The sequence below is a fragment of the Bacteroides clarus YIT 12056 genome (assembly GCF_900129655.1).
Lineage (GTDB): Bacteria > Bacteroidota > Bacteroidia > Bacteroidales > Bacteroidaceae > Bacteroides > Bacteroides clarus.
In genome coordinates, this window is the sequence record NZ_FQWK01000003.1 from 332,901 (window position 1) to 352,444 (window position 19,544).

At 46.8% G+C, this 19,544-nt stretch carries 10 protein-coding genes; 9 read left to right on the plus strand and 1 reads right to left on the minus strand.

The genetic code is table 11. The features are described 5' to 3' along the window. Positions 1-199 precede the first annotated feature (199 nt). The 8 genes from BUB52_RS06080 (at position 200) to BUB52_RS06115 (ending at position 15,015) form a co-directional block, all read left to right on the plus strand. Complete coding sequence (locus BUB52_RS06080) at positions 200-3,343, plus strand: SusC/RagA family TonB-linked outer membrane protein (protein ID WP_254795044.1); 3,144 nt, start codon at positions 200-202, stop codon at positions 3,341-3,343. Between the two features lie 37 nt (positions 3,344-3,380). Beyond that, complete coding sequence (locus BUB52_RS06085; RefSeq protein WP_009121485.1) at positions 3,381-5,111, plus strand: RagB/SusD family nutrient uptake outer membrane protein; 1,731 nt, start codon at positions 3,381-3,383, stop codon at positions 5,109-5,111. Positions 5,112-5,159: 48 nt separating this feature from the next. Next, positions 5,160-6,224, plus strand: coding sequence for a DUF5017 domain-containing protein (locus BUB52_RS06090; RefSeq protein WP_009121484.1), 1,065 nt, complete (start codon positions 5,160-5,162; stop codon positions 6,222-6,224). Positions 6,225-6,266: 42 nt separating this feature from the next. Then, complete coding sequence (locus BUB52_RS06095; RefSeq protein WP_009121483.1) at positions 6,267-6,932, plus strand: DUF4627 domain-containing protein; 666 nt, start codon at positions 6,267-6,269, stop codon at positions 6,930-6,932. Positions 6,933-6,963: 31 nt separating this feature from the next. After that, positions 6,964-7,920: a fimbrillin family protein gene (locus tag BUB52_RS06100; RefSeq protein WP_009121482.1), complete on the plus strand. Its 957-nt coding sequence runs from the start codon at positions 6,964-6,966 to the stop codon at positions 7,918-7,920. 46 nt (positions 7,921-7,966) lie between these two features. Beyond that, on the plus strand, positions 7,967-9,544 hold the full coding sequence (locus BUB52_RS06105; RefSeq protein WP_009121481.1) for a fimbrillin family protein: 1,578 nt from the start codon (positions 7,967-7,969) through the stop codon (positions 9,542-9,544). A gap of 456 nt (positions 9,545-10,000) precedes the next feature. Then, entirely contained in the window at positions 10,001-12,391 is a 2,391-nt protein-coding gene (locus BUB52_RS06110) for a polysaccharide lyase family 8 super-sandwich domain-containing protein (RefSeq protein ID WP_009121480.1), read from the plus strand. A 23-nt stretch (positions 12,392-12,414) separates the two neighbouring features. After that, entirely contained in the window at positions 12,415-15,015 is a 2,601-nt protein-coding gene (locus tag BUB52_RS06115) for a DUF4955 domain-containing protein (protein WP_009121479.1), read from the plus strand. A gap of 729 nt (positions 15,016-15,744) precedes the next feature. Here BUB52_RS06115 and BUB52_RS06120 read toward each other — a convergent pair. Then, the gene (locus BUB52_RS06120) at positions 15,745-18,645 is read right to left on the minus strand and encodes a chondroitinase family polysaccharide lyase (RefSeq protein ID WP_009121478.1); all 2,901 of its coding nucleotides are present in this window, start codon (positions 18,643-18,645) and stop codon (positions 15,745-15,747) included. Positions 18,646-18,948: 303 nt separating this feature from the next. Here BUB52_RS06120 and BUB52_RS06125 point away from each other — a divergent pair, with 303 nt between their 5' ends. Further along, positions 18,949-19,542: a hypothetical protein gene (locus BUB52_RS06125; RefSeq protein ID WP_009121477.1), complete on the plus strand. Its 594-nt coding sequence runs from the start codon at positions 18,949-18,951 to the stop codon at positions 19,540-19,542. Positions 19,543-19,544 lie beyond the last annotated feature (2 nt).

Consider the following 19,544-nt stretch of genomic DNA (forward strand, 5'->3'; position numbering starts at 1 on the left):
CTTATTTATGTCATTACACAAGCTACACCATACTCTGATGTGGCTTTCTTTTTATGTACAATTTTATTTTTGTACGAAAATGTACTCTGTCTGTACTATTATAGAAGAATGTTTTTACATATATTTATAACTTTGCCACCGGATTTAAAAAACAGCATAAGATAATCTTATTTTTGATAATATGAAAAGAAACCATTCCGTGAGCTTTAAAAGAGCGAGTTCTCTTTTATTCTTTTTGCTGCTTTCGCTGACTGCGCTGCAAGCACAAATCAAAATTACAGGTACAGTTACCGATGAGACTAAAGAAACAGTTATCGGAGCCAACATTACTGTAAAAGGAACCACAATCGGTACTATCAGCGATATAAACGGCAAATACTCGATTGAAGTACCTAATCAGAAAGCCATTCTTGTTTTCTCCTTTATCGGTTACACCACCCGTGAAATTCCGGTAGGAAAGAATAAAGTAATCGATGTCGTAATGAAAGAAGACGGCGTGATGCTGAATGAAGTAGTAGCCATCGGTTATGGTAGCGCCAAGAAAGGCGACCTTGCCGGTTCTGTGGCGAAAGTAGACATGGAAGAGCTCAATAAAACTCCTGTCGCATCGTTCGACCAGGCATTAGGCGGACGTGTTGCCGGTGTGCAAGTGGTAAGCGGTGACGGACGTCCCGGTTCGGCAGCGAACATCGTTATCCGCGGTAGTAATACGGTTTCCGACAACTCCGATGGTTCTCCGTTGTATGTTATCGACGGTTTTGCGACCGACGACCCCAACGCCGCCGCCTATAACCCGAGTGACATCGAGTCCATGGACATTCTGAAAGATGCTTCCGCAACCGCTATTTATGGCGCGCGCGGCGCCAACGGTGTAATTATCATCACTACCAAACGCGGTAAAGAGAGTGCTCCCCGCATGACATACGACGGTTACTTTACCTGGCAGGAACAGCCTCAATTCCTCGACATCATGAACGGTAAGCAATTTATGAAGTTGCAGACCGAAATGTTGACCGAAAAAGAGCTGAACGATACCTACTTCGGATATAGCGAAGCATTGGGACGTAAACGTACATTGGCCGATTACGATTACATACCTTATTATAACTGGCAAGACGAGGTATATCGGGGCGCTCCCATGACAAGCCACAATGTATCTCTTTCCGGCGGTAGTAAAAACACCCGTTATAGCTCGAGTATTTCTTATTATAACCAGCAAGGCGTTATCATCAACTCCTCTTACGAGAGCTTAAAAGCACGCCTTACTCTCGACCAGAACATCAGCAAATCCGTAAAGTTCGGCGCAACGATGAACTTTGCCAATAACCTGTCCAAAGGTTCGGCACCCTCACAGTCGGGCGGCGGTACATCTCAATATTACCTCTATCAGGTACTCGCTTACCGTCCGGTTACTTATAATGAGAAAGACGACCTGATTAACAACATGGTGGATGAGAGCGGAAACTATCCGTACAACCCCATGAAAACCGTACAGAACTCGTACGACCAGACCCGTACACGCCAACTGAACCTGAATACGTATCTGACTTGGGATATTATCAAGAACCTGACTTTCAAAGCCACGTTCAACTATACGTGGAGACAAGATGTGCGCCGGACGTTCTACAACTCGGATACCTATCAGGGAGACCCCAAATACTCCGCAAGTGGTGTAAACGGTAATTTCTCCGACAAAGACCGTAACAGTTGGTCCAACGAATACACATTGAACTACAAACGCCGTTTCGGCGATCACAATCTGGCAGGACTTCTCGGAGCTTCTCTTTCCAGCGACCGCACTACGGTGATGGGAGCCGGTTCGGGACTTATCACATGGGAAAGCCTCGGTTTCTGGGGATTGGATAGCGGTACTCCCCGCTCCATCACTACCACCAGCGTGGAAAGCAAACTGATGTCTTACTTCGCGCGTTTCAACTACGACTGGAAGTCACGCTACATATTGATCGCTACCATCCGTGCCGACGGTTCGTCACGCTTCCCCTACAACAAATGGGGTTATTTCCCTTCGGCATCATTTGCATGGTGTCTTTCCGACGAGCCGTTCATGAATTTGGAAGACACATTCGTGTCCAACCTGAAACTGCGTGTAGGTTGGGGAGCTACCGGTAACAACAATACTTACAATGACTACGCTTCTTCCGTGCTCTATGCCACCGGCCAGAACTACGCATTCAACAATATGCTCACTTCAGCCATCTACAACAGTCAGATAGGTAACAGAAACCTGAAATGGGAAACTACCTACCAAACGAATATCGGTTTGGACTTCGGTTTCTTCAACAACCGTATCAACGGTGAAATCGATATCTACAACAAAGACACCAAAGACCTGTTGCTCTACGCCGAAGTGCCCGGTTCGCTCGGTTTCTCTTCCGTACAACAAAATATCGGAAGTATCAACAACCGCGGTCTTGAATTTTCTATCAATACCGTAAACTTTGTAGGCGGTAAGGGCAAATTCAAATGGACCACCAACTTCAATATCTCTTTCAACAAGAGTAAAGTCACAGGACTTTCCGACGGACAGGAGAGCCGTTACAGCAGCGTGATAACCACTAACAACTATATCTGTAAGGTGGGACACCCGCTATCCGAGATGTACGGCTATGTATACGACGGTGTCTATCAGTACGAAGATTTCAACGAAGTGGCTCCCGGACAATACGTATTGAAGCCTGAAATACCCAATAATACTGAAGTTCGCAGCAACATCCAGCCCGGTAGCGTAAAATTGAAAGATTTGAACGGCGACGGTAAGGTAACGGCTGAAGACCAAACGATTATCGGTCACGGTCTGCCCATCCACACCGGTGGTTTCACCAATAACTTCGAGTGGAAAGGCTTCGACTTGAGCGTATTCTTCCAATGGTCTTACGGCAACGACGTTATCAACTATAACCGTACCCGTCTGGAATCGCTCAACAGCAAGCACACTAACCAGCTTGTTTCCGCCGCCAACCACTGGACACCGCGTACGGTTAACCCGGACGGCAGCATTACCGAGGGTAACTACACCAATTATCTGTGTGCTCCCAACCGCAGCCTGACCAACATCAATACCGACCGAGAAATAGAAGACGCTTCTTTCTTGCGGTTAAAGAATGTGCAGCTGGGTTACAGCTTCCCCACCAAGATGCTGAAGAACCTGAAGATACGTTCGCTCCGTGTATATGTATCCGCACAGAACATTTGGACGTGGACCAAATATACCGGTTACGATCCCGAAGTATCTACCCGTAACTCGGCAATGACACGCGGTTTCGACTATTCCTCCTACCCTCGCACCCGTTCCTATACATTCGGCGTGAAGTTAGGTTTGTAATATGATATTCAGAAGTAACTAAAAAGATATAAACACCATGAAAAAGTTGATATATATATTGCTAAGTGCCGGACTCTGCACCTCATGCAACTTTCTGGACACTGAAATTTACGACAATCCCGATGCGGAGACCATCTATCAGGATGAAACCTCTTGTATGTCCGGATTAGCCGGTGTATACGACGTATTGGGTTATGCGGGAGCTTACGGACAATACTTGTGGGGCGACCTCGACTCCGGAACAGATATTCTCGTCTACAACCGCAGCTACGGTAAAGATAACCTCCAACCCAATCTTTATACGCACAACAATACGGACGGTTATATCAAGGACTGCTGGCTTGCCCTCTACGACGGCATCAACCGCGCCAACGATTTTATCGACCTCATCAATCAGCGTACAGACGAACAATGCGGAAGCGCAAGAAACAAGAAAATGTATATTGCCGAGGCTCGCGCACTGCGTGCACTCTACTATATGAATCTCGTTGCCTATTGGGGTGAAGTGCCATTGCGCCTGACTCCTACCCGCGACCTCACCACGCAGCTCTTGGAAAAGTCTCCGCAGGAAGCTATATACGCACAAATCATCCGTGACCTGAAAGCGGCGGAAAGTGGCTGTCTCCCCGCTGACGAGCTGAACGCTCCGGGACGCATCTCCCGTACCACGGTACAGGCATTGTTGGCTCGTGCCTATATCTGGCAGTCCGGTTATCCTGTTTATGCCGATACTTGGGAAGAAGCCCGTACCTATGCCAAGAAAGTTATAGACAGCAATCTGCATCACCTTTACGGAGAAACAGACCCTGCTCACCAAGGCTATCGCGACCTTTTCATCAATATGTGTTCCAACCGTTACGACCTCGAAGCCCGCGAAAGCATGTTCGAGGTGGAGTTCTACGGCAATGGCATGGACCGCAGTAACGAATGCGGTAAAGTAGGTTTGTACATCGGTATATCGCAAGGTGTCACCACCGACCCTGATGTACCTTACGCATACGCCTGGTACGATGCTACCAAGATACTATACCGCCTCTACTTGGAAGACGGTCTGGAAAGTGACAGAGATGCGGAAAGAGAATACAAAGTAAATGTAGCCAAAGACAAAGGCGACCAGCGTCGTTGGTGGACTTTCGCCGACTACACTTATAAAGCCAATGCCAAGACCGGAAAAATAGAAAAGAACTACCTGACCGATGCCAACCTGACAAGCGCCAACAACTACGGCCGCACCGGCAACCCCGGCAAATGGCGTGCCGAATACGACCCCGTACGTCCGTGGGCACGTAACAATTCGTCCATCAACTTCCCCATCATGCGTTTTGCCGACGTATTACTGATGTTTGCCGAAGCCGAAAACGAGCTGAACGGCCCCACAGATGAGTGTATAAAAGCCCTCAACCGCGTACGCGAACGTTCCAATGCACGAACTCTCCTACAAGGAGAAGCCGGTAGGACCGACAACAAGGAGAACATGCGGCAATTACTGTTCAGGGAACAGACACGCGAACTCTGCTTTGAAGTGCCCCGGCACATGGAATTGCGCCGCCGCGGCGAACAGTTCTATTTCGACCGCATACGTATGCTCTACGACCAAACCGCTCCCGAGAACCCCAATTGCGGTGCTTCCAGCGCCACAGTGGGCTATGAGCGTAGCGACGTACGTTCCGTTCCGGCCTACAATATATCCGAGCGTAATTTGTATCTGCCCATACCGCAGTGCGAGTTAAGCACCAATACCATCTGTAAGCAGAACGAACGCTGGTAACCCGATTAAAGTATATAATAGAAACGATAAATAACAGTTCATAACGATATGAAAACAAATAATAATCCCACTTCCGGTAAACGCCTTGCGCAACTGCTGGCGTTATGCCTGCTCGCTACTTTTTCCTCATGCGATCGCGATGGAACCGAAAGTGTAGAATTCGGTGTAAACGTCCAAACACCCGATGCAGTGTATGCCGGTCAGCCTGTCACCTTCGAATTCGACGGAAATCCCGACTACATAGCTTTCTACTCCGGCGAGAAAAACGACCGTTATGCCAACAGAGACCGTACCACGCTGCCCGAAGTAGACAGTCTCGGACTTTCATACTCCGCCAAGATGCAATATGCCGAAAATTATGACTATTTGGGCGACCGTATCCTGCGCGTCATGATTTCCGATACTTACGACGGTTCGGGAGAAATCAACCCCGAAGAATGGCACGACCTTACCGACCCGGATCCGGCTGTCAATGAAGAATACCTGAAAAGTGTTATCTTGGAAACCAGTACCACAGCCAAACTGCCGTATGCCGCTGTCAATCTCAGCCAATACAAAGATAAGGATTTCTACCTTGCTTTCCGTTATCTGGCGGAGCCTCACACAGGAATAAAGAGCGAAGGACATACTCTTCCGAACAACCCTACAAAGACATATAGCTACGACAACCGCCCTCGCATCGACGTCACCGAACTTAAACTCGTGAAGCGCGAACCGGACAAAAACCTGATTGTAGTGGAAGACATGGTAAGGGAGTTCGTTTTCACGCCGCACTTTGTCACCTCCAAGGTACAGAACAATTTCACTGTCAGCAACTACAGCATGATGTTCCAACCGCAAGAATATGTCGTAACGGATGGAAAAATAACAGTCAACGAATCCCAGGATTACGACATCGATGTATGGATGGTAAGCCAGAAGCTGTCGCCGCATAGCGTAGAGCCCGACCGTGGTACTCCTATCAAGGGAACAAACGCCCGTCTCGGCATCTATCAGCACACTTACAGCGAACCGGGTACCTATACCGCCACTTTCATCGTTACCAATGCCAACAAATGGAATTCGGAACAGATAGTACGTGAAGTAACCGTTGAAGTGAAACCTGCACAATAATTCAAACAAGCGTTTTATTAACCACTAAAAATAATTATTATCATGAAAAAGATTATTTTAAGCGTTTTCGGTATGCTGGTTATGGCAGCCGGACTGCAAGCACAAGAATTGATAAAGGACAATGAATTCGACAACGCCGACCTCACTACAGAATATGGCAGCAAAGACAACGTGACATTCGGCACTTGGTGCGCCGTAAACGATGAAACCGCAGCTTCTTTCCGCATCATCAACGACAAGCAGCGCGGCAAAGTATTGGAATTTTCCGTAGACCCCAAACTGACTACCTGGTACAAGTCGTTCGTGGCACAACGTTACGAAGGCAGCGTAGAACCGGGTATGTATAAATTGGGTTTCTGGGCTAAGTCCGAAGACATGGGACAAGTAAAAGTATTCATCCGTCTGCGTGATGCCAACGGTAAAGACCTGCAACGTTTCTTTGTGTGCACACAAAGCCAGCCTAAGAAAGCGGATCGCAAATTCTACGGTGGTTTCGGCAAGGCGAACCCTTCGGGCAAGTGGACCTACTACACGCTCGACTTCAACTTCGGTAAAGTGGCCAACAGCATCTACCAGTTCAGCATGAACGATACGGAGGATGCTACTCCCACAGACTTGAAGAACTTCTCTATCTGTTTCCAAAACAGTGCATCCGAACCGTCAAGTGTCCTGATAGACGGCGTATCACTGAAGAAAATAGAAGAATAACACGCAATCAAATAAAGAAACGGTATCCGTTATGATAAAAAACAAACTCATATTTCTTTTCCTTGCAGGGGTTTTACTGACCGCCTGCAGCGATGATGAAGCACCTGCCGCAGACCCTAAGGCATACCCTCTCATTATCGAAGCAAAGGTGTACACCAACTATGACACCCAGCAGGAAGGAACTACCTGGACCAAGCCCGAGGACAAAATCGGCGTATATGTGCTGAAAAGCGGCAGCAGCGAAGTGGTGAGCCCGCACGCTAATCTCAGCTACAGTCCTACACCGACTTCGTATGACGACTATTTCCAGCCCGACCAAGTAGACGCCATTCCCTACTTTCCTACAACAGGTGAGGATGTATGGGATGTAGCCATCTACTATCCGCGTCAGGAAACGTTCGAAACCGAAGGTATGGTGCCTCTGAAGTTGGACAAACAGGGAGACATGAAAGCATCTTCCCTATTGTATGGACGTGCCAGCTCGCTCACTAAAGAGAATACGGTGGCTTCCATGCGCCTTGCTCCCGCCCTGAGCCGTTTGGTATTTTACTTCCGTGCGGAGGGGGATATAACGGCGGAACAGCTCGATAATGTGACAGTAGACCTTAACGGCCTACCTACCATCGGTAGTTTCAATGTTGTCGAGGGACGTTTCAGTGCCGATACAGAAAGTGTAGCCTCGTTCCGTATGCGTACTTCCTCGTCTACCGATGCCACTGTGGCACGTACCACAGAAGCATTCGTTATGCCTCTCGGCGGTACACAGGGATATGTAGCCACTATCAATGCAAACAAGTTGCCTGATGCGCTGAAGAAGAAGACTTATACTATCGGTAGCAGCATAGGTAGTTTTGAGCGTGGAATGCAATATGTATTCGATGTTACTGTCAGCAACACCGGCTATACTATCGAGAGTTCCTCCTCACCTATCGCAGGTTGGGAAGAAGACGATAAAATCAGTGGTGAAGGTGAAGAAGTACAATCTTAGTTAATCAAAAATAATATTTATCAACTATCAAAAACAATTGAAAGATATGAAAACCTTAAAACATTTAGCACTGTGCCTTGCAGCGGCATTCATTGCTACCGGTTGTAGCAATGATGAAAATGAACCGAAGACAGGTACTGTGAAAGAGGGCAAACCCGTGAAATTTGAAATGAATATCGGAAATACCAATACACGTACTGTTACAACTGGTAGCGGTAGTAACCGTAGCGTGTCTTGGCGTGAAGGTGATGCCGTAGGTATCTTTGTATACGAAAGTACCGGTGCACCTACTGAATATAGCAATAAAAAATACGAATATAAAGATGGTGAATGGAAAGCTTCTGGTGCTGACGACGCTATTATTCTGCCGGAAGACGGGGAATATACGTTCTATGCCTACTATCCTTATTCCGAATCTGTAGCTACTCCCGCCGCTGCTACATTAAGCGTTCAGCAAGACCAAACAATTGCTGACGGAAATAACGGAAATACTAACTATGATTTGAGCGACATCTTGACCGCTAAAGCGGAGAAGATTACCAACAACGCAACTATTACCCTACAATACAAACATCTATTTTCAATGGTGGAAGTATTGGTTTCCGGTGATTTGGTATCAGCAGCACCTGCAAGTGTTGTATTGAAAGATGTCAAAACTTCAGCAACTATCGATCTTACAACAGACGATATAAGCGCAACCAGTGATAATGCTGACGTATCTATGTGCCCTGTAGAATCCGAGACTACTCAAACTACTTATTTATACCGTGCCATTGTTCCGGCTCAAACGATTGAAGCAAATAAAACTTTATTAGAAGTGTATGGAGTAGGTGCAGATAAAGATAAGAATTATAGATTTACACACACAGCCGCTGTTTCTTATGAACAAGGCAGATACCGCAGAATTAATGTATTGATAGGTGAAAATAATGCAGGAATCACAATTCCCGGTGGAACTGTTGATGAATGGAAGCCATCAGATAAAATCGATGTAGAGGGAGAAGAAATCATAGCCCCTGTAACTACCTTTGATGTCCTTTTTGAGCAAAACACCCCGGTTGTAGACAGAAAAACATATAAGGAAGATAAAATAACAGATAACACTAATTTCTGGTTTGCCAGAGCCAATGCAACCAAAGTATCATACAACGCTACAGAGAATGCTATGGAAATTAAGTCTGATAATGCTTCAAGATTAACTTGGGATAATTCCAGCTTTGGTTATCATTTCGGAAGCAAGCCTTTGGTAAAAGGTCAATATCGTTTCTCTTTTAAAGCAAAACTCTCTATAGCAGATACTGGTCAAACTTTAGGTATAACTTTCAGAGATGCAACAGACTGTGTTGCATTTAAAGTCATCAGTAGCTTTAGCGGAAAAAGAGTTCAAATCGGACAAAAACTTACAGACGACTGGGCAGAATATTACTTTGATATTGACTTAAGCATGGCTGCCGCTAAAGCGGGTCTTGGCGATGTTCCTACAGAAGAAGAGGATCCTGAAGGATGTTATAAGTCAACAACCGACGAAAATATACAAGGTATAACGATTGTCCTTTGGAAGAATGTGGCAAAAGATTATTCTATATTCTTTAAAGACATGAAATTCGAGAAAATAGAAGAGTAGCAATAAATCATATCGCTAAAGGACTTAAGTGGTTAAGATTATCACAAATTTTCAACCTTAATCAAATCTCTATTCTTAACCAAAATCCCTTGCTCCGCCCCCGCAGCAAGGGATTTTTTATGTAGTTATTTGCAATACTTATATGGAAATTATCCTGTTCACTATATAAAAACAGAGGAGTGATAAATCATACAATATTTTACTCGATAGCATATGTTTCATGCAAAAGCTGTATATGTTTTGATAATTATTATACTATATTTATCATTCTATCCTCACTCCAAAATACATTCCGACGAAAATAAACATAAAGTCTCACTTATTCACGAATTACATCGGACACAAACTAACTCCCCTCCCTACTTGAACAATAATCTCCCCTTTTCTGTATTTTTTTATACCTCACATATCCCTCAAAATGCCGAATTTAGCAACCAAAATTAAAAGACTGATATTATGAAGAATTTTCTTGGCTTATTTTTACTTCTGTCCCTGGCAGGACAACCACATGCCCAGGCATCAGAAGCAACCGACAACAGTATCCCATCCGCCGTTACCCACCAATCCGGCAATACCTCCGATACCTCTATCGAAGACTTGCTGAAATTACGTAAAAAATATCCCTTGAAACCGGCAAAAGCCACCAAGGCAGAAGTACAGCGTGCTATCGACTTCATAAAAAGCTTTGATACCGCCAAAATGGAAACGGTAAAGATTGAAGATACCCGCAAACTCGCCGCCGCCATACGTGCATTGGCATACGCTGCACAAGAGAACCTGCCCGAAGGTTCCGAATTTTCTCCTTACCTGGATAAAGTACTGAACGACGGAGTAATAGAACGCATTCCCGCATTTCCATACAACTCGTACACAGACGTGCGTGTCGTTCCCGTCGATTTTCTTTCCGCCCTGCCGGTTTGTACTCCCGAACAACAGGGACGACTGATTGAATCGGTAAAAGGACTGATGGAGTTTTATAAACTCAACCAGAAAGACGCTATCCTGAAACGTACCGTCAACTCCGACTATCTGTACAACGTGCTTCCGCATCTGTTTGTATGCGCACTCCATAACCCGGACAATGCACAAGCAGCGGAAGACCTGCGTTCATTCTCACGTTATCTCTCGGCATGTACGCAATATGTACCCGGTGAAAAAGACATCCTGAAACCCGACGGTACAGGTTTCCACCACAAAACACATTACAACGGCTATATGTACTCCTACCGCACATGGGTGGAATATATGGGACGGCTGAAAGGCACTGCTTTCCGTATCACCCGCAATGCATACCAACGCATGAGTAAGGCAATCGTAAGCGTATACCTTATGGCTACGTCTTCCGCATCCGATACGGAACATTTCTACGCCAACAGCCTCGCCGGACGTCACCCGCTCTACGGACTGGACGTGAACTTTTCCAAAGCTCTTTTCCGCGAGCTGGTAGAGATTGGCGGAGACATGGACGGCAAAGAATTCGACCCGGAACTTGCCGCCTATTACAACGCCTTCTTCAAAACCGACCATTATAAAGGCGTCACTCCCCGAAAACTGGACGGCTTTTATCAATTCAACTACAGTCCGGCCGGCATCTATCGTCAGGCGAATTGGGTAGCCACCATGCGCTGCCCCACCACCCGTTTCTGGGGTGGCGAAATCTATAACAAGACCAACCGCTTCGGACGTTACCAATCGCACGGTACATTGGAAGTATTGTATGAAGGCTCTTTAGCGGCTTCCGGCTACCCTTACAAGGACAAGAAAAGCGCTGAAAAAGGCGGATGGGACTGGAACGTAATGCCCGGTACCACCACCGTACACTACACCGACTGGAAATCAATGTTGCCCAACGGCAACAACGCCGACCGTTTCGACCAATGGTCGCACACCACCAACTTTGCAGGTGCATTGGCATGGGGTGATTGCGGTCTGTTCGCCGCTGCCTTCGACCAGGACGACAAATGGGGCAGCCAACGTTTCGTTCCCACCCACCTCTCTTTCTGCAAGTCAGTCTTTGCCATCGACGGCATGTTGTTCAGCATGGGCAGCGGCGTAAGCGCACAAGGTGAATATCCTGACAAATGGATTACAGCCACCAACTTGTTCCAAAGCGTTACGGACGGCAAGGCCTCAACGATAGTCAACGGCAAACCGTTGGCAGAGGGCGATTCACTGAGCATCGCCTCTTCCAAAGATACTTGGATTGTAAATCCATGCTCTACCGGATACTTCATCCCTGCCGGAAACGACCCGCTTATCGTTCGCTACGGCAAGCAGACCACTCCATCCTCTTTCGGCCTTACCGAGCAAGGTATGGGAACAATGACAGCCGCCAAAGCATATCTTCTGCACGGCGCGAAGCCCGTACAAAAGAAATATCAGTTCCTTGTAGTACCTGCCACTACGGCCGAACGCATGCGCGCCGACGCCAAACGTTTTGTACGCAAAGGCGGTATCTTCGAAGTAAAACAGCAGCAAGATTCACTGCACATCGTGAAGCACACACCTTCGCACACAACCGCATACGCTTTGTTTGCCCCTGCCACAGGGCTGAATGAAGGTGCGCTGCTCGCCTCGGACACGGAGCTGCTGCTATTGGAACGCATCACAGGCAAGCAGCTTTCAATAGCTGTCTGCAACCCCGACCTGCGTCCGCAGTCCGATAAATACTTCGGTTGGGTATCCACCCCCACCACCGCTACACTGACTTTCCACGGAACATGGACTTTGGATGAGACAAGCGCTGCGGAAGCCCTGTCCGTAACTCACACCGACGGGCAAACCCGTGTAACAGTAGTGCTGGAAGACGGTTTCCCCCGTTACCTCAATTTTATCGAAAAGAAATAAAAAACCAAATCTAACACATAAGTATGAGAAAAATGAACATCAAACAACTTTTGCTTCCCGCCGTTTGCAGCCTGCTGCTACTGCCGCTGCAGTCGTGCGACGACGATGCCGACAAACAGGCACAGGCCGAGTATATGAAAGAGCAGGTAGCCGCCTTTGAAGGTACGGTCGACCGACTGAATGCCTCCATTCTTTGCTACCAAAGTCTGCTGTCCGGCGAGATTCCCGTAGGTATCACTCCCATCGAAACAGGCTATAAAGTAGAACTTTCCGGTGGTAACGCCTACAATATCGGCGCCGGAGAAGAGGTAGACGCTTTCTTCCCCCTTATCACAATCTCCGAAAAGGGTAACTGGGCTTATAGCTTCGACGGCAGTAATTATCTCGACTTCACCGACCCATCCGGCAAAACGCTGAATGCCTACTCGCTGGAAGATATAGAAGCCGCTTACCGTTCTCCTCAATTGCAGATTGACAACGAAGGCTTCTGGAAAATAACCTGTGACGGCGGTACCACTTATGCCTATCTGTCCGATACCTCACGCAGCCGCATCGCTGCATTTGGCGGTAAAGGCGCAGGAGTAAGCTCGCTCTTCAGTGACATCGTTTATAACGAAACTGCCGGTAAGCTATCCCTTACTTTGGGAGCGGACAAAGGATTAAAGGATTTCCCTGTCATCAGTAACTTCTACCTCAAAGTAAAAGGAAGCGAAGCAGAAGACGGGCTGACGTTCTTCCTTAACGAAGAACGCAAGTACGAAGTGGAGACAAGCGATGTAGTGAGAACCAGAATAAAAGCTCCCGACGGCTGGACGGTGACACTGGAAAACGATGAATTATCAATTAAGGCTCCGGCCACAGCATCTGCCACAAAGACACAGAATATTAACATTATCACTACTTCTTCCAAGCAATACCAACGTACAGTGACGCTGGAAGCCAAGTTGCTGAACACGACTTTTGACGCCGACTATTGCAATGCATGGAAAGAGTTTGTGTCCGGTTCGGAGAACAATGTACTGCTCGACTTTTCGTATGCGGGATATATGCATGGAGAAGTAGCGCCACCGGAAATGGAGGAGCTGATAGCTCGCGGATATAAAGTGTTTGATGTAACCCGTTATGGTGCCATACCTGATGATGACAAGTCAGATCGGGAAGCATTCTTAAAGGCTTTGGAAGCAGCAGGGGCAAAACGTGCGCTCAACGGAAACACTACCCGAATGCAAGTAAATGGAGACGCTCCTCTAAATGCCATTATCTACTTCCCGAAAGGAGAATATATTTTACAGACCGAAGAGGAAGTAGACAAGACTATCAGCCTTACTATGGGCGGTTTCCTTATCAAAGGAGCAGGTAGAAATCTTACTACGCTCAAGATGAATGCTAAAAACACAATGGCTACTCCCGGTGATATGTGGACGTGTCCCACGATGATTGAAATAAAGAATTATTCCGGTGTTGACATGAAATCCGACATTACCGAGGTTACCGCCGATACTCCCAAAGGCGGGTTTGAAATAACCGTGGGTAGTGCTTCTAAAATCAAGGCGGGTGACTGGGTATGTCTCTACGTGAAAAACAATGACCCGGAATTTGTTGCCAAAGAAATAGCCCCCCACCCCATCAGCGATTTGAACGCTGCAACTTCAATCGTGAAAGATGGAGCGGAGATATATGATTTACATCAAGTGGCTTCTGTCAATGGTAATAAGGTTACTTTCAAAGAGCCTATCATGCACGAAGTGGAAGCCAAATATAATTGGGTTATCAAAGAATACAAACATTATGAAAATGTAGGGGTGGAAGACATCGCTTTTGAAGGAAAAGCGGAAGAGAGATTCCAGCACCATGAAAGTAGCAGTAACAATGGTTCTTATGACAGCGAATACAAGCTTATAGACTTAGTACGCCTGACCGACTCATGGATGCGTCGTGTTAATTTTGTCAGTGTCAGTGAAGCAGCCTCTTTGGTTAGTTGCGCCAATGTGTCGGCCTATGACATAGAAATCAGTGGCAATCGCGGACATTCAGCCGTACGCTCCAATTCTTCTTCACGCGTATTTATAGGTAAAGTATACGACCATAGTAGCGGTTATCGAATTCCTAAAGCCGGAGAGTTGGCTGAATGGATGGAAAATGCCGGACAGTATCACGGTTGTGGCGTATCCAAACCAAGTATGGGAGCCGTTATCTGGAATGTACAATGGGGAGACGATGCTTGCTACGAAGCTCACGCATCACAACCGCGTGCCACATTGATAGACCGCTGTACAGGCGCTTTCATTCCCAGCCGTCAAGGTGGAGACCGATACGAAGTTCCTAATCATTTAGGTGACTTAATCATTTGGAATATGAATGCTACCCGCACGGGCTATGAAAGCAATTGGAACAATCAGTTTGTATGGTGGGATAAAAATTCTGCATGGAGCAAAACAGTACCGCCCGTTATCGTCGGTTTCCACGGCGCTTCTATCAATTTTGCCGAAACATTCATCAGTGACGTACCACAAAACAAACGTATCGAAAGCCAAGGCAGTCGCGTAGAGCCTTATTCTCTCTATGAGGCGCAACTCCGCCGCCGTTTGGGTTATGTCCCCGCTTGGCTTACGGCATTGAAATAATAAATCCTTTTTAAGGTTATAATATCAGAACAGAAAGGCTGACAATCTTGTCAGCCTTTTCCTGTTATCTATCCTGCTCCAAAAAAGTAATATCCTCATAAGATAAGATACTATCATCGGAAGAAACAACCTCTTTTTTCCTTTTTGCAGATTACCCCTTCACCTTTCACAACTCCCTATTCATACGGGATAACGGGTGAAGGAAGTGAAATACATTTTGTAAATACCCAATGACACCAATCAGTTCGACAACCTTCCCTTAAAAGACAAATCGACTTCACGAGATGAAACTATTTGTCTCACGATATAAAATTATTCATCTCACGAGACGAAATTATTTCCCACACGAAACGAATCTATTCATCTTACGAGACATTTTTTGTTATCAAAAGACCTCACTTTAACACCCCAAACACCACACCTTAGCAACTGAAACACCACAGCATAACACACCAAAGCCCTAAGGTTTGGGGAGCAAACCCCTGCAATTCGAGGAGTTAAGGTGAGGTGTTTGGGTTACTAAGGTGTGGCATTCTTGAACAACAAGCTGTGAGGAAATTGTGAATGGACAAAATCAAAGGGTTCACCCGCTATCCCGCATGAATAGAGAGTTGTGAAAGGTGAAGGGCAAAAGAGATAAAATGTAAACACCCCTTTCGCATCCTGTTTTGCATCAATAAAGAAACAGGAAGAACGAAAGGGGTGAACAAAATACCTAAAGAAAACCCGTTATTTCTTCAATCGGAATTCCACCGGCTGTCCGTGCCGGCAGGTAACGGTTATTTCCGTAACATCTCCTGCCGACTGTACTTTTACCTTTTCATTGGGTACAGCCAAACTCCACGCGCCTCTCAGATGCAAAGTTTTGAAAGACGGCGCACTGGGCTCGGGAGTAGTATATGTTTTTTCCTTGATGTGCAGGTCAGGGTCACAAACGCTGACAATCAGCGTTCCATCCTCTGCCGTACGGCGCATTACCATTGTTTCGGAAGCAATATCCGCAACAACTTCATCTTCCGGCAAACTGACAGCCTCAAAAGCGGCATACCCCGTTACCCCCGAAGCACGGTCGAAAACGATATGCGCCTGCCGGTCACGACGGAGAATGGAATAACCGGGCTCCTTTTGCGCTGCGGCAAGTTCCCCGGCAGTGGGCTGAATGAGAATACTGTAAGCATAGGCAGCGTCTTGGGGAGCCAGACCATGTACTATATAGGCACTGGCAAATGTACCCTTTGTCGGAGATTTATCCGTATCTTTGGCACTCTGTTGTTCGGCTATCTGCACACGTACAAGACCTTCCGGTACAAGATAATGATTGCCGTATCCGTCACGCAACCAGCAATTGGGATTACCCGCCAGTTTTGCGCCGAATGACGGTTTGTCTATCTCCTTTCCCATCACGGAGATGGCCGCCTTGCCCGGACGGTATTCACTCTGAAAAAGGGTGGTCTCCGTAGGATACTGCGCATTACTGTTACTGATGCCCGTACCCAGGCAAACGATACGATTATCGAAGCAGAAAGCGGACTTGCGTGCCACAAAGTCTGGAGTGAAATTCTTATAATCGGCCTCTTTCAACTTCATCGCAAACATACCGTGACGTCCCTCCAAAGAGGAAGTTCCGGCAAAGTTCTCGGTAGAACGCGCCATTAAAGTACCGGTACGGGGATTGTCCAGCAATTCCAAGGGTAGATGGATGGTTGTCGTACCCGGCAGGCGGTTCCAGTCCCACCCCTCTTCCACATACCCGCTCGCCTTACGTGAGGGATAGCCCATTATCTGAACGGAACCGTAGCTTTGGTAGCGTCCGTAACGGTTGTCTTTCGTATAAATCTCCGAACCCCACACATTGGTATTGAATCCTTTGAGTGTCACCATCCAATCGGCACGGCGGTGAATACCGGCAGCGCCATAGTTATAAACAAAGAATCCTTGCGGAGCTTTGGCCGGTTGAATGTCTTTCTCCTTAAAGAAGCGGGCTTCCGGGCTGTTCTTACCATTCATCAAACGAAGATAGTCGGCAGCCAGCGCATGGTCGAACTCACCGCCCTGTCCGGATAAGTCGCCGGAAAGAGCCAGTTGCGCAAACGCTTTGATGTCCGCCCCACCCATCTTGCCGCCGAAAGGATGGCGTCCGCCAAGCCCGGTACTCCACTCTGTAAGATTGGAATAATTGCACATGGCGGTAAAGGCGCCCGCCAAAAGACGACGGGCTTCGAGCGAAGGTACAAATTCCGTTCCACCGGTCATGGCAATATAATCGCTCACCGTAGCAAGTGCTCCGGTAGTATAAGCAGGATAGAAACCGCCATGATGAAAAGTCGTACCGTCCACTTTGATACCGCCAATCGTACCCGGCGTACAATTTACCGAACCGGACACCCAGCGGGACAAACCGCGTAAAGCCTGTACACGTCCGCATTCATCGGGAATCATCATGGCAGCAATCAGCTTGGGCTGCAACAAGGTATTCCAGGAGTCGAGCATTTCATCGCGTATCTCGGCGCAAGGGAGCCTGGTCTCCTGCAGGGCAGACCAAAAAAGCAGTGTTTTGAGAATGTCGTCGCGGCGTGAAGACTTCAGAATGGTTTTACGCATCAACCAAGCCGTGGTATATATCTTACGTATCTGGTAGCCGTAGTGATGGTTGGTACCCATACCGCTGCCATAGGCAAAACCCTGGTCTATCGCATACTCCCATACGGCAAAGTAATTGCTTTCGGCCTCATAGGACTTGTTACAATAAGCATCGTAGGCAAATCCGGCAAGCATGGCTTCAAGGTCATTCCAAGAAAGTTCGCCTTTATCACGATGCAGCTCGTCGGGAGCCAGTAAAGGCGCGCCCGTAAAGCCCGAACCCGACGGATAGATATCAGCCTTTGCATAAGTAGCCACGGCTTTTTTCACTGCGGCAGCCACGGCAGAAGCGGCCGGCGGTGTCAGAGCCTCATTCAGTCGTTCTTCTATCGTTTTAAGGTCCCGGCGTTGTTGTTCCGTAAGCTTGGCCGGACGGGGAATGTCATATTCGTACTGCTCCCACTCCCATACGCGGCACCAGTGCCAAAGGTCGCGCCCTACGGCAAGGCTGTTGTAATCTATCTGCATATCGGGGGTAGTACGCAGGTTCATCGCCTTTTCCGGGAATTTCCAGCGGTCGAAGAACACCCGGCCTTTACGGTTGGGAGCCACTATACGGTAAGAGGTGATTGACTTGTCCGCCTTATCGCCGCGCATGCTCTTGAAGCCAATCCAGCAGGCACGCCATCCGGGCGATTGCAACCGATACGTAAACCAATAGGACACTTTGCCCTCGGCATCGAGAAACTCAAAGCGTAATGAATCCGGCTGTGACTTCTCGTTGTAAATCCACAGCGTAATGCCGTGTGTGGCCTCTGTCTTATTGTTCAAAGCCAGCGGAGCGTCCAACGCAACGTTCATTACCGAGCCGGGACCGAAATTCCATTCAAGACTTTTCTTACCTTCTTTATAATAACGGTTTGATAAAGAAAGGGATTTCCTGTCGGGAGAGGTAAAACCCTCGGGAACCCGGTCTTCAAAGCCAATGACTTGCTGCGCCCCCAAAGGGAACGTACAAAGGAACGCAAGAGAAAGCAGAATAAGTTTCATACGCTATTTATATCGAATTAGGTTAATTTCAGGTGGCTGTCACCTCTTTTACGGATGCAAAAATACACGAAATGATAATAGAGCAAAGAATAAAATGTTCAGGAATTAGCAGAAATCATACATTTACAAAGATTGGCAGTATAAAAGCCGGAAACGTATAATCCGTAACCAATCGTCTGCAGTCAATTGTCTTATATACTTCGCGTTAACGGTAATTTGTATATTTGTTTTTACGATATTGTTGTTTTATCAATTATTTTATAATATTTTTGCCACTGCAACAAACAAAATAATAAATAGTGTATGGCATTAATAACGTACATTCTTATTGCGATACCGGTATGTCTGCTGGCTATCATTCTATGGCTGTGTTTCGATTATTGGAAATATAAACGCAAGAATCATTTTATACTCCTGATACTTCTTTTTTATCCGATATTGTCGTATGCGCAACATACGGACAAAGCACAGTGCAAAATCTCATTTTCATCGTATGCAAACCAGCCGGGTAAACTGGAATATACCCAAGACGGCATAATTTACCGTTTTACCCCGGAAAGCAATGCATGGGAAATAACCATCAAAAACAATACTAATAAGGATATACGGATAAACTGGGAAAAAGCCAGCTTTATCATTAATGGAAAAGCGTCCGGTGTCGGTTTCTGCCCTGTTACAGCCGATAGCCCCCCTACGGATGTTATCAAAGAAAAATCCGAAATAACCCGGACTGTCACTGCATCCAACTTAATAAAAGGGAAAAAAGTCAATAAAATATACAGTAAACGAAATCTGAAGAGAGGCGGACGGACTTCCGTCAATATCGTTTTACCAATCGGTATCGGCAATCAACCGCAGTTTTTTCATATATTCAACTTTGTTGTAACAGCTAACTAACC

What these genes read in the sequence shown, in the direction of transcription:
- BUB52_RS06085 (WP_009121485.1), top strand. Translation starts at nt 3,381, where the DNA reads ATGAAAAAGTTGATATATATATTGCTAAGTGCCGGACTCTGCACCTCA.
- BUB52_RS06090 (WP_009121484.1), top strand. Translation starts at nt 5,160, where the DNA reads ATGAAAACAAATAATAATCCCACTTCCGGTAAACGCCTTGCGCAACTG.
- BUB52_RS06095 (WP_009121483.1), top strand. Translation starts at nt 6,267, where the DNA reads ATGAAAAAGATTATTTTAAGCGTTTTCGGTATGCTGGTTATGGCAGCC.
- BUB52_RS06100 (WP_009121482.1), top strand. Translation starts at nt 6,964, where the DNA reads ATGATAAAAAACAAACTCATATTTCTTTTCCTTGCAGGGGTTTTACTG.
- BUB52_RS06105 (WP_009121481.1), top strand. Translation starts at nt 7,967, where the DNA reads ATGAAAACCTTAAAACATTTAGCACTGTGCCTTGCAGCGGCATTCATT.
- BUB52_RS06110 (WP_009121480.1), top strand. Translation starts at nt 10,001, where the DNA reads ATGAAGAATTTTCTTGGCTTATTTTTACTTCTGTCCCTGGCAGGACAA.
- BUB52_RS06115 (WP_009121479.1), top strand. Translation starts at nt 12,415, where the DNA reads ATGAGAAAAATGAACATCAAACAACTTTTGCTTCCCGCCGTTTGCAGC.
- BUB52_RS06120 (WP_009121478.1), bottom strand. Translation starts at nt 18,645, where the DNA reads ATGAAACTTATTCTGCTTTCTCTTGCGTTCCTTTGTACGTTCCCTTTG.
- BUB52_RS06125 (WP_009121477.1), top strand. Translation starts at nt 18,949, where the DNA reads ATGGCATTAATAACGTACATTCTTATTGCGATACCGGTATGTCTGCTG.